The sequence below is a fragment of the Nocardia sp. NPDC003693 genome (genome assembly GCF_053981095.1).
On record NZ_JBSFNO010000030.1, the window covers coordinates 86,339 to 97,966 of the forward strand.

Annotated in this window: 14 protein-coding genes; 7 read left to right on the plus strand and 7 right to left on the minus strand. The window is 68.8% G+C overall.

Annotated elements, in window-relative coordinates; genetic code table 11:
* Positions 1–2: 2 nt before the first annotated feature.
* The gene (locus ACWDOP_RS28105) at positions 3–1,022 is read right to left on the minus strand and encodes an ArsA family ATPase (protein ID WP_454204688.1); all 1,020 of its coding nucleotides are present in this window, start codon (positions 1,020–1,022) and stop codon (positions 3–5) included.
* 168 nt (positions 1,023–1,190) lie between these two features.
* On the opposite strand from ACWDOP_RS28105, the gene ACWDOP_RS28110 reads away from it, so the two are divergent.
* From ACWDOP_RS28110 to ACWDOP_RS28120, 3 genes are all read left to right on the plus strand, one after another.
* A complete protein-coding gene (locus tag ACWDOP_RS28110) occupies positions 1,191–1,355 on the plus strand; it encodes a hypothetical protein (protein WP_354988372.1) in 165 nt (54 codons plus the stop codon).
* On the plus strand, positions 1,352–1,822 hold the full coding sequence (locus ACWDOP_RS28115) for a RidA family protein (protein WP_454204689.1): 471 nt from the start codon (positions 1,352–1,354) through the stop codon (positions 1,820–1,822). Before ACWDOP_RS28110 ends, ACWDOP_RS28115 begins: the two co-directional genes overlap by 4 nt.
* Positions 1,823–1,942: 120 nt before the next feature.
* The gene (locus ACWDOP_RS28120) at positions 1,943–2,752 is read left to right on the plus strand and encodes an MBL fold metallo-hydrolase (RefSeq protein ID WP_454204690.1); all 810 of its coding nucleotides are present in this window, start codon (positions 1,943–1,945) and stop codon (positions 2,750–2,752) included.
* Between the two features lie 114 nt (positions 2,753–2,866).
* On the opposite strand, the gene ACWDOP_RS28125 is transcribed toward ACWDOP_RS28120, so the two are convergent.
* Entirely contained in the window at positions 2,867–3,541 is a 675-nt protein-coding gene (locus tag ACWDOP_RS28125; protein ID WP_019044571.1) for a Crp/Fnr family transcriptional regulator, read from the minus strand.
* A 291-nt stretch (positions 3,542–3,832) separates the two neighbouring features.
* A complete protein-coding gene (locus ACWDOP_RS28130; protein WP_354988369.1) occupies positions 3,833–4,075 on the minus strand; it encodes a hypothetical protein in 243 nt (80 codons plus the stop codon).
* A 196-nt stretch (positions 4,076–4,271) separates the two neighbouring features.
* Between ACWDOP_RS28130 and nth the strand changes: the two genes are divergently transcribed.
* The 4 genes from nth (at position 4,272) to ACWDOP_RS28150 (ending at position 7,740) form a co-directional block, all read left to right on the plus strand.
* On the plus strand, positions 4,272–5,027 hold the full coding sequence (gene nth, locus ACWDOP_RS28135) for an endonuclease III (protein WP_456347446.1): 756 nt from the start codon (positions 4,272–4,274) through the stop codon (positions 5,025–5,027).
* On the plus strand, positions 5,024–5,668 hold the full coding sequence (locus ACWDOP_RS28140; protein ID WP_456347436.1) for a TlpA family protein disulfide reductase: 645 nt from the start codon (positions 5,024–5,026) through the stop codon (positions 5,666–5,668). The genes nth and ACWDOP_RS28140 overlap by 4 nt, the downstream gene beginning before the upstream one ends.
* 153 nt (positions 5,669–5,821) lie before the next feature.
* Complete coding sequence (locus ACWDOP_RS28145; RefSeq protein WP_456347437.1) at positions 5,822–6,550, plus strand: NUDIX hydrolase; 729 nt, start codon at positions 5,822–5,824, stop codon at positions 6,548–6,550.
* The gene (locus tag ACWDOP_RS28150) at positions 6,547–7,740 is read left to right on the plus strand and encodes a MarP family serine protease (RefSeq protein WP_454204693.1); all 1,194 of its coding nucleotides are present in this window, start codon (positions 6,547–6,549) and stop codon (positions 7,738–7,740) included. The genes ACWDOP_RS28145 and ACWDOP_RS28150 overlap by 4 nt, the downstream gene beginning before the upstream one ends.
* A gap of 78 nt (positions 7,741–7,818) precedes the next feature.
* Here the strand turns inward: ACWDOP_RS28150 and ACWDOP_RS28155 are convergent, their stop codons facing one another.
* From ACWDOP_RS28155 to ACWDOP_RS28170, 4 genes are all read right to left on the minus strand, one after another.
* Positions 7,819–8,772: an alpha/beta fold hydrolase gene (locus tag ACWDOP_RS28155; RefSeq protein ID WP_454204694.1), complete on the minus strand. Its 954-nt coding sequence runs from the start codon at positions 8,770–8,772 to the stop codon at positions 7,819–7,821.
* A gap of 23 nt (positions 8,773–8,795) precedes the next feature.
* Positions 8,796–9,308, minus strand: a complete 513-nt coding sequence (locus ACWDOP_RS28160; protein WP_456347438.1) for a phage holin family protein — start codon at positions 9,306–9,308, stop codon at positions 8,796–8,798.
* A 28-nt stretch (positions 9,309–9,336) separates the two neighbouring features.
* Positions 9,337–10,575: a Na+/H+ antiporter NhaA gene (nhaA, locus tag ACWDOP_RS28165; protein WP_456347439.1), complete on the minus strand. Its 1,239-nt coding sequence runs from the start codon at positions 10,573–10,575 to the stop codon at positions 9,337–9,339.
* A gap of 282 nt (positions 10,576–10,857) precedes the next feature.
* Positions 10,858–11,628, minus strand: a 771-nt coding sequence (locus tag ACWDOP_RS28170; protein ID WP_456347440.1) for an AMP-binding enzyme, incomplete at its 5' end; no start/stop codon positions are given.

Below are 11,628 nucleotides of genomic sequence, written 5' to 3' on the forward strand. Positions count from 1 at the left end.
GGTCAGCGAACTCCCTGTGCGCTCAAGTGCTCGGCCAGCTCGTAGAGCCCGCCCAGGTCGATGCCGTCGGCCAGCGACGGCAGGTACAACCGGGAAATGTCGACCTGCGCGAGGTCGGCGGCGTTCTCGTCCTGCGCCTGCAGGCGCGCGGAGTGCTCCACGGTCTCCTCGACCAGGCCCTGGAAGTCGGCGTCGGACAGGGTGATTCCGGCCTCGGCGAGCCCGGCGCGCAGCGCGTCGGTGTCGAGCTGGCCCTCGGCGGCCTTGGCCCGCAGCTCGCGCGGCAGCAGGCCCTCGCTGGCGCGGTTCACGATGACGGTGCCGATGTTGAGGTCGTTGGCGGTGAGTTCGGCGACCGCGTCGGCGGTCTCCTGCACCGGCAGCGCCTCCAGCAGGGTCACCAGGTGGATCATGGTCTGCGGCGAGTGCAGGAGCTTGGAGACCCCGTCCGCCTGGGTCTGGATCGGCCCGCCGCCGGCGATCTCCGCCATCGCCTGGGTGACGTCCAGGAAGCTCGCGATCCGGCCCGTGGGCGGCGCGTCGATGACTATTTCGTCATACACCGGTTTACCGGCCTTGTCGGACCGGACCGCGCACTCCTTGATCTTGCCGGTCAGGATGACGTCGCGCAGACCCGGTGCGATGGTGGTGACGAACTCGATCGCGCCGACCCGGCGCATCGCCCGGCCCGCGAAGCCGAGGTTGTAGAACATGTCGAGGTATTCCAGGAAGGCGTGCTCGACGTCCAGGGCCAGGGCCAGCACCTCGCCGCCGCCGTCGGCGGTCGCGATGCGGGTCTCGGTGGGCGGCAGCGGCGGCAGATCGAAGAGCTGGGCGATGGACTGCCTGCCCTCGACCTCGACCAGCAGCACGCGGCGGCCCCCCGCCGCGAGTGCCAGCGCCAGAGCGGCTGCGACGGTGGACTTCCCGGTTCCCCCCTTTCCGGACACGTAGTGCAGGCGGGCCTTGTCCGCCCGCTCCGGCCAACCTGCTTCGACCCCCGGCTCAACCGAAACGGGCACTGCTATCGGTACTCCCACGCTCGCGAGCCTATAACCCGTTCCTTGTTCCTGCCCATAAGAGACACCGACTGTCTGATACACCACTCTGGAAAGCGGTATTTCCCGATACCGCACCGAGTCGGAGGTCCCGGGGTACGAAGCCCGTGCGGCCGGGGCTAATCTCACCGCATGAGTGAGTTGACCGCTTGGGAATACGCGACCGTGCCGCTGTTGACGCATGCCACCAAGGCGATCCTGGATCAGTGGGGCTCCGACGGCTGGGAGCTCGTCTCCGTGCTGCCCGGCCCGACCGGTGAGCAGCACGTCGCCTATCTGAAGCGCCCCAAGAAGTGAGCGCCCCCGCGACCGACTGGGCGGCGAATCTCGACAAGCTCGGGTTCACCATTCCCGCGGTGGCCGCGCCCGTGGCCTCGTACATCCCGGCCATCCGCACTGGCAATCTCGTCTACACCTCCGGCCAGCTGCCGTTCGTGGACGGGCAGCTGACGGTGACCGGCAAGGTCGGCGCCGAGGTCAGCACCGAGCAGGCCGCCGAGGCCGCGCGCCTGTGCGCCCTCAACGCCCTGGCCGCCGTGCACGATCTGGTCGGCCTCGACAACGTCGTGCGGATCGTCAAGGTCGTCGGATTCGTGAACTCCGCACCGGGTTACACCGATCAGCCGGTCGTCATCAACGGCTCGTCGGACTTCCTGGGCGAGGTCTTCGGCGCGGCGGGCGTGCACGCGCGCTCGGCCGTCGGCGTCTCCGAGCTCCCCAAGAACACCCCGGTGGAAGTGGAACTCATCGCCGAAGTGCGGTGAGCTCGCCTGCGGCGCACGTCACCCGTGGCGTGTGCCGCCCGCCAATCCGGTTGGCGCACAATAGAAGCGCAGTGAGACAAAGCATGGACACGCAGCCTCTCCCGCGTTAGGACCGAAGGTATGACCCTCACTCACCCCGCGTACGAGCAACTGCGGCACGTGACCCCGTCCGCCGCCGTCGTGCTGGCCGACAATCCCAGCGGAATGACGTTGCAGGGCACCAACACCTGGCTGCTGCGCGCTCCGGGCCACACCGGCTGGGTGGTGGTGGACCCGGGACCCAAGGACCGCGACCACACCGCCGCCATCGTGCGTGAGACCGGCGGCGACGTCGCGCTGATCCTCATCACGCACGAGCACGCCGATCACACCGGCGGCATCGATCACCTGGTCGAGGCCACCGGAAGTCCGGTGCGCGCCAAGGCTTCCAAGTTCCTGCGCGGCACGGGCACGAACCTGTCGGACGGCGAGGTGATCGAGGCCGCCGGGTTGCGCATCACCGTGCTGGCCACCCCCGGCCACACCGAGGACTCGCTGAGCTTCCTCGTCGACGGCCCGGATGACGCCGACGCCGCCCTGATCACCGGCGACACCGTGCTCGGTTCGGGCACCACCGTGCTCGAATCCCGCGACGACGCCCTGGCCGACTACCTGGAGTCCCTGCGCCGCCTCGCCGAGGCCGCACCCGGTCGCGTGCTACTGCCCGCGCACGGCCCGGACCACGCGGACGCGCTGCCGGTCATCGACTACTACATCCGGCATCGCGAGGAGCGTCTGAACCAGGTCCGGGCCGCGCTCGCCGAGCTCGGACCGGACGCCGGATCGCTGCGCATCGTCGCCAAGGTCTACGCGGACGTCGACAAGCGGCTGTGGCCCGCGGCCCGCAGTTCGGTCAAGGCGCAGCTCGCGTACATCCGCGCCCACGGCTGATCCGCCGGGTGCGCGCTGCGCTCGCGCGCAGCGGTCGCAAACGGTAAGCAAACATGTCTGGACCGGTCGCCAGCTCTGATGGCGACCGGTCCAGAGACGTTGTGCGAGTTGTAGCTACCGCGCGCGGCGGGCCAGGCGCTCCGAGTCGGAGATGAGCACGCTCTTGCCCTCGAGCCGCAGCCAACCGCGGTGCGCGAAGTCGGCCAGGGCCTTGTTCACGGTTTCGCGCGAGGCGCCGACCAGCTGGGCGATCTCTTCCTGGGTCAGGTCGTGGGTCACGCGCAGCGCGCCCGCTTCCTGGGTGCCGAACCGCTGGGCCAGCTGCAGCAGCGCCTTGGCAACACGACCGGGGACATCGGTGAAGATGAGGTCGGCCAGGTTGTTGTTGGTGCGGCGCAGGCGGCGGGCGAGGACCCGCAGCAGCTGTTCGGCGATCTCCGGGCGCTGATCGATCCACGCCTTGAGCGCGTCCCGGTCCATGGTGACCGCGCGGACCTCGGTGACGGTGGTGGCCGTCGAGGTGCGCGGGCCCGGATCGAAGATCGACAGCTCACCGAACATGTCCGACGGGCCCATGATGGTCAGCAGGTTCTCACGGCCGTCCGGCGAGCGGCGGCCGATCTTCACCTTGCCGGAGGTGATGATGTAGAGCCGGTCACCGGGCTCACCCTCGTTGAAGATCACGTGACCGCGCGGGAAGTCCACTGGCTGAAGTTGTTTGGCGAGAGCCGCCACCGCGGTGGGCTCGACGCCTTGGAAGATGCCTGCTCTGGCGAGGGCCTCGTCCACGAATGTGCTCCTTATGGGAAATGGCTCTGTCCTCGACCGAAGCGAGTCGGCCGACAGTGCAGTCTACTTTGCAATATGTCCGGGTAGTGATAGACACCACGCGCCGCGCTCATTCTCCGACACGTGGCGTCCGTTTACCGGACGTGCAAAGGCGGTTTTCCGACACGCGAGCTTCAATCTAGCGACACGCCGTCGGCGCGGTGTGAGGAAGATCAGAATACGTGCTGTCGGAATCGCACCGGACACCCGCGGGGAGCGCGGGGGAGCACCGGGGAATCGACGGGATTCGGCTCAGCTGGCCTGGGCCACGTCGAGGCCCTTGGCTGCCGGGCGAGCCCGGCGCGGGCGTGCGGCCGCGGCCGGCAAACCCAGTTTGGTGAGGTCGTTGACCTCGGCATTCGTGGCCCGGTCCAGGTACTGCTGAACCTCCGGGTCGGGTTCGAGGAGCTTGCGCAGCCGGTTCTCGACCCGTTCCATCACCAGTGCGAACAGCATCAGCGCTATCGGAAACAGCACCACGGCGAGTCCTTGCATAGGGGTGAGTAAACACGCCGAAGGTCTCAGATGGAACACGGGGAGTGCGCAGCCCGGTTGATGCGATCGGGTGGTTCCGTAAGGTGGACGCGTGCGTGTCTCACCATCCAGCGCGGCCGCTACCGGGGCCGATTCCGGCCCGCCCGCCGTCCCGACCAGCGACGCGGCGGTTCCGGCGCGGACGGTCCGCGCGGCGATCGCACCCGCCAACGGCAAAGCGAAGTCCCGCGCGAAGGAGACGCACACCGGACTGGTCCGGCGGGCCCGCCGGATGAATCGAACCCTGGCTCTGGCGTTCCCGAACGCGCACTGTGAGCTGGACTTCACCACTCCGCTGGAGCTCGCGGTGGCCACGATTCTGTCGGCCCAGTGCACCGATGTGCGCGTGAATCTGACCACACCCGCGCTTTTCGCCCGGTATCCGAGCGCCCGCGACTACGCCGAGGCGAACCGGACCGAGCTCGAGGAGTACATCCGGCCCACCGGTTTCTATCGGAACAAGACGACCTCGCTCATCGGGCTCGGGCAGGCGCTCGTCGAACGCTACGACGGCGAACTCCCGCACACGCTGGCGCAGCTGGTGGAGCTGCCCGGGATCGGGCGCAAGACCGCCAACGTCATCCTCGGCAACGCCTTCGGCGTGCCCGGCATCACCGTCGATACCCATTTCGGGCGGCTGGTGCGGCGCTGGGGCTGGACCACGGAAGAGGATCCGGTGAAGGTCGAGCACATCGTCGGCGCGCTCATCGAGCGCAAGGACTGGACGATGCTCTCGCACCGGGTGATCTTCCACGGCCGCCGCGTGTGCCACGCCCGCAAACCCGCGTGCGGGGCGTGCGTGCTGGCCAAGGACTGCCCGTCCTACGGGACCGGCCCGACCGATCCCGCCGTCGCCGCCGCGCTGGTCAAGGGCCCCGAGACCGAGCATCTGCTCGAACTGGTGGGCCTGTGAGAGCTGTGTTCTCCCGGAACGGCGTTCGCGGGGGATGGGCGGTCGCGGCGGTGTGCGCGGTACTGGCGGTGTCGGGGTGCGGGGACGCGGCCGAGGGTCCGGTCCCGGCCGGTGGCGGCCCGGGTCCGGCGGGCGCGAGCGTGACCGGCGGCGAACGGGCCGCGGCGAACCTGGCGCCCTGTCCCGTGCCGACCGGCGCACCGGTCACGGCGGGCGGTCCGCTGGCCGGCATCACCCTGGAATGCCTGGCCGACGGCAACCCGATGGAGCTGACCGCGGCGCTGGCGGGTAAACCGGCGCTGCTCAATCTGTGGGCGTACTGGTGCGGCCCGTGCGCGGAGGAACTGCCGCTGCTGCAACAGTTCTCGGATCGCGCCGCCGGGGCCGTCACGGTGCTGACCGTGCACAGCGATCCCGGCGCGGGCAAGGCGCTGGCCCGGCTGACCGGTCTCGACAATCACCTGCCCGGCGTTCAGGATCCGAAGATCGAGGTGCGCAAGGCGATCGGCGCGCCGGCCGTGCTGCCCATCTCGGTGCTGGTGCGCGCCGACGGTTCGGTGGCCAAGGTGGTGGTGCGCCCGTTCAAGAGCGTGGACGACATCGCCGACACCGTCGCGGCCGAATTGGGCGTCCGGGCATGAGCGGGTGGGTAGCCGAGAGCTCCCGCGTACGAGCCTGTTCCGGCCGAACGGACACCCCGTGAGCGCGCCCGCTGCAGGATGTAGACGTAGTACCTTGTGCTGCTTGGTGTTCGCCGGTTACTCCGGTGCAAACGTGGGTTCGGGAGTGTGGGCATGAGACCAGAGGCGCCTGCGGGCCCTGTTCCGGAGTGGTTGCGCGGGGTGACCGAGCACGAGCCGGCCGATCCGACCGGGGTCAATCCGGTCCTGCGCCGCAGCACCATGCGCCGCTTCGCCGCGGCGGTGTCCTCGCCCCGCGAGGCGGCTGTCCTGGTCCTGTTCAGCGGTGCGCCGGAGTCGGATCCCGTGGCGCCGGGCGGACTTCCGGCCGACGCGGACGTGCTGCTCACCCAGCGCGCGGCGACGCTGCGTCAGCACAGTGGTCAGGTGGCTTTTCCCGGCGGTGGCGTCGAGCCGCAGGACGACGGCCCGATCAGCACCGCGCTGCGCGAAGCGCAGGAAGAGACGGGGCTGGATCCGGCGAGCGTGCAGCCGCTGTCTATTCTGCCCAAGATCTTCGTGCCGCCTTCGCGGTTCGATGTGACGCCGGTGGTCGCCTATTGGCGAACACCCGGCGAGGTGGGTGTGGTGAGCGAAACCGAGGCGTCGCGCGTGGTGCGGGTGCCGATCGCGGACCTCATCGATCCCGCCAACCGTTTCGTGGTGCGACATCCGCTGGGTTACATGGGTCCGGCCTTCACGGTGGACGGCATGCTGGTGTGGGGTTTCACCGCGGGCGTGCTCGCCGGACTGCTCGCGGTGTCCGGCTGGGAACACGAATGGGACCATCACGATGTGCGTGATCTGCAGGCCTCGCTGGCCGCGGTAGGGATGACGTTATGACGGCCTCGGCCTGGCTCGACATTGGGATCGTGATTCTGGCGCTGCTGGCCGCCACCTCCGGGTGGCGGCAGGGCGCCGTCGCTTCGGCGCTGGCCTTCCTGGGTGTGGTGCTGGGCGCGGTGGCGGGCATTCTCATCGCGCCGCACATTCTGGTGCACCTGAGCGAGGGTCGCTCGCGGGTGCTGGTCGGTGTGCTGCTGATCGTGGCGCTGGTGATCGTCGGCGAGGTGGCGGGCATGGTGCTGGGCCGGGCGGCGCGCAGCGGTATGCGCGATCCGTTCACCCGCAGCGTGGACAGCGTGGTGGGCGCCGGTCTGCAGATGGCGGCGGTCATGGCCACCGCGTGGTTGCTGGCGCTGCCGCTGGCGAACTCCTCGCAGCCGGGAATCGCGGCCGCTGTCAAGAACTCTCGCGTTCTGATCAACGTGGACACCGTCGCGCCGGACTGGTTGCGCAAGGTGCCCAACGAGTTCTCGAATCTGCTCAACACCTCCGGGCTGCCGGATGTGATCGGCCCGTTCGGCCGGGTGCCCATCGCCGCGGTGGAGCCGCCGGACGCGGGCATTCTGCAACTGCCGGTGGCGCAGGCGCTGCAGGGCAGTGTGCTGCGGATCAGCGGTATCGCGCCGAGTTGTCAACGGCAGCTGGAGGGTTCGGGCTTCGTGGTCGCGCCCGAGCGCGTCATGACCAACGCGCACGTGGTGGCCGGAACCACCAGCGTGAGCGTGGATACCGTGCGCGGTTCGCTCGAGGCCACGGTGGTGCTGTTCGATCCGTCCAAGGACATCGCGATCCTGGCGGTGCCCGGGTTGCAGGCGCCGGTGATTCCGCTGGCGCCCGCGCCCGCCAATTCCGGGGAGAGCGCGATCGTGCTCGGCTATCCGGGCGGCGGCCGCTACACCGCCAGTGCCGCTCGTGTGCGCGAGACCCTGGAACTCAAGGGCCCCAACATCTATCGCGACAACAACGTCGAACGTGAGGTCTACACCGTGCGCGGGCAGGTCCGGGCGGGCAATTCCGGTGGGCCGCTGGTGGATACCGAGGGCAACATTCTCGGCGTGGTCTTCGGCGCGGCCGTCACCGACGACGACACCGGCTACGTGCTGACCCTGGAGGAGGTGCGCCCGGAGGTGAATGCCGCTCCGGGAGCGAATGCTTCGGTCGGCACCGGCAGTTGCGTGCTGAGCTGACGAGTCGAAACGGAACGGGCCGCCCCAGCCGGGGCGGCCCGTTTCTCGTTCGGGGAGAGCGATGTCCGGCGCTCGTTCTCACGCCAGGAGTTTGGCCAGCTCCGCGGTGACGACTTCCGGGTTCTCCTGGTGGGCGAAGTGCCCGGCCTCGGGGATGGCGACCATCCGCCGGTTCGGGGAGAGCTCGTAGCCGCGCCGGATGGTGCGCGCGAGGATGTAGCGGTCCTGGTCGCCGTACAGCGAGAGCACCGGAATGGTCACCGGCTCGCGCATGGTGGACATGAATCGCTTACCGTCGGGCCGCCATTGGCTGCGGAAGGCCCAGCGCTGATATTCCAGCGCGCAGTGCGCTGCGCCCGGGATCCGGATGGCGGTGCGCATGCGCTGGGCGGTGTCGGCGAATTCCTCGGTGCCGGACCAGCGCCGGCCCGCGTGCCTGCGCAGCAGCGCCTCGATCTCCGCGCCGTTGTCGACGGTGATGAGGTTCTCCGCGTAGCGGGGTATCTGATAGCGCAGGAAGTTCGGCAGCCAGGTCGAGCGCTGTCCGCGGTCACGCAGCACCGCGCGCTTGAGCGCCACCGGGTGCGGTGAACTCACCAGCGCGATGGCGCTGACCAGGCGCGGATGCAGCACCGCGGTCGCCCAGCAGACCAGTCCGCCCTCGGCGTGCCCGACCAGGGTGGCGTCGGAGTGCCCAAGGGCGCGGATCAGACCGGCGATGTCGCCGGCCAGGGTCCAGCCGTCGTAGCCGCGCGGGGGTTTGTCGGTGTCGCCGTACCCGCGCAGGTCCACCGCGACCGCCCGGAAGCCGCGCGCGGACAGTCCGGTGAGCTGGTGGCGCCACGACCACCAGAAGTCCCCGAAGCCGTGCAGCAGCACGACCAGCGGGGTGTCGGGGTCGGCGAAGGCCGTCCCGCCGGCGGGCACGGCCTCCACGACGTGGAAGCGAATGCCGTTGGCATGCACATCCCGATGGGTCCACGGTCCGTCGTAGCGGACAGCGGACGGATCCGGGGGCGAATTCGACGACACGCCGAAGGAGACTAATCGAAGGTCTAGTACCTCGGTGTTCCGAGTGGGGCGGACGTGCTCGCCGAGTGATCGGAGCCGGACCCGAAACCGCTGGGCAGCACGGTCTTCACCTCTTTCAGCGACTCGATGGTCTTCTCCGGGGCGCGCAGGCGCCGCACCTTGAGATAGCCGAGGAAGCCGAGCGCCGCGGTGGCCACGATCATCGACAGGAAGACGATGAGGAACGCCAGCCAGCGGTACACCCACACGTCCAGCAATTCGGCGAGGAAGAAGAAAAAGAAGAACGAGCTGAAAAGCAGAATGGTCAGCGCGGCGATGAAGAAGACGCTGCCCTGCAGGCCCTTCTTGATCTCGCCGGTCACCTCGGCCTTGGCGAGTTCCACTTCCGCGCGCACCAGTGTCGACATCTGTTCGGTCGCGTCGCGGACCAGCGTGCCGATGGTCGCCGCTTCGTGCACATCGACATCGGACAGCGGAATCGAGGTGATGGTGCGGGGGTTCCCGTCTCGCCCGTTACCGCCCTGGTTGAAACTCAATTGCTCGACCCTTCTCCATGTCCCGGACCTATCCGGTCAAGTCCTCTTGTCCTTGCAGTGCCCGCTCGTCACGTCGCGCCTGGTGGGCACGGCCACGACGCAACAGTAGCGCCGAACCTGCCAGGGAAGCCGCCAATGATGTCAGCAACACCGCTGCTTTCGCGAGTTCGACCGCGGAGCCGTCGCCGACGTCCGCCAGTGCGAGTTCTGCCACCAAGAGGCTAACCGTGAACCCGATCGCACCTAGTACCGACAGGGCGAACATGTCCCGGTATTCGAGATCGCTGGGCTTTTCGGCAATACCCAGACGTACCGCGAGCCAAGCGGATCCGAAGATTCCGAGGGTCTTGCCGATCAGCAGCCCCGCGATGATGGCCAGCGACAACCGGTTGGTGAACAGTTGCGAGAAGACATTCGAATCCAGCGGAACACCGGACGCGAACAGCGCGAACAGCGGTACGCAGAGTCCGGCGGAAATGGGCTGGAACAAATGTTCCAGTTTCGTGGCGGGCACGTCGTGCTCGTCCTCGTCCGCGTCGGGCCGGACCCGGGTGAGGAGTCCGCAGGCCACGCCCGCCAGCGTCGGATGAATGCCCGCCTCGTGCAGCCCGTACCAGGCCACCAGGGCGAGCGGTACGTAGATGAACGGGGTGCCGAGCCGTTTGCGCTGCGCCAGGAACCAGGTCACCAGGCAGAGCAGCGCGATCAGCAGCCACAGCATCTTCACCGTGGTGGTGAACAGCACCGCGATGAGAATGATGGCGATGAGGTCGTCGACCACGGCCAGGCTCAGCAGGAATACCCGCGCGCCCGCCGGGATCCGGGAGCCGGTCAGGGCCAGCACGGCCAGGGCGAAGGCGATGTCGGTGGCGACGGGGATGGCCCAGCCGCGGTCCATGCCGGGCACGCCCCACCCGATCGCCATGGCGATCAGCGCGGGCAGGATCACCCCGCCCGCGGCGGCCACGATGGGCAGGGTCGCGCGTTTGCGGTCCGCGAGTTCGCCGACGACCAGTTCGCGTTTGAGTTCGAGCCCCGCGACGAAGAAGAAGATCGCGAGCAGGCCGTCCTTGGTCCAGTCGGCCAGGGTGAGGTTCAGGTGCAGCGCGGGAATGTCGAGGTGGGCTTCGACCATGCGGGTGTAGCCCGCTTCCCACGGGGAGTTCACCCACAGCAGCGCGGTCGCGGCGGCGACGAGAAGCAGTGTGCCACCGACGGTTTCGGTGCGGAGGTAGCGGGACAATTCCGAGCGCAGCTGAACGATCAAGGGCGCGCCTTTCTGGCCGTACGGTCGACAGAACCAGCGGAATGCGTCTCACCACCGAAGGGATCGGCCCATACCGCACGCCGACCAGACTTCCCGGCACACCTTACGCAATTCTAACGGCTTGTTCGGGGACCGAATATCCGGCCGTGCTGTGCGGCGGCCGGGTGCGGACGGCGGGGGCGGGCGGGCCGCCGGGCTCGATCGCGGCCGGTGGCGGACGTCCCGAACGCGTTTCGGCCCCCGTGCACGCTGCGTCACGGGGGCCGAAATCTCGGGGCGGGGTTACGCCTTACCGGCGCGAATGGCCTCGAAGACGTTGGGGTCGACCAGGGTCGAGGTATCACCCAGTTCGCGGCCCTCGGCCACATCGCGCAGCAACCGGCGCATGATCTTGCCCGAGCGAGTCTTGGGCAGCTCGGGGACGACGTGGATCTCGCGCGGCCGGGCGATCGGGGAGATGGCCCGGGAGACCTCGGCCTTGAGTTCGTTCACCAGGTCGTCGCCGGTGTTCTTCGCTTCGGCGGTGAGGATGACGAAAGCGACGATGCCCTGACCCGTGGTGGCGTCGGACGCCCCGACCACGGCCGCCTCGGCCACGCCGGAGTGCCCGACGAGCGCGGATTCGACCTCGGCGGTGGAGATGCGGTGGCCGGAGACGTTCATGACGTCGTCCACACGCCCCAGGACCCACAGGTCGCCGTCGGTGTCGAGTTTCGCGCCGTCTCCGGCGAAGTACCAGCCCTGCTCGGCGTAACGCTGCCAATAGGTTTCGCGGTAGCGGTCGTTGTCGCCCCAGATCCCGCGCAGCATCGACGGCCACGGCTGATCCAGCACCAGGTAGCCGTTGGCCTCGGTCTCGCCGAGGACGACGGGCTTGCCCTCCTCGTCCACGACGGTGGCCGAGATGCCCGGCAGCGGGGTCATCGCCGCGCCCGGCTTGGCCGCGGTGACGCCGGGTAGCGGGGAGATCATGATGGCGCCGGTCTCGGTCTGCCACCAGGTGTCCACGACCGGGGTCTTGTTGGCGCCCACCACATCCCGGTACCAGCGCCA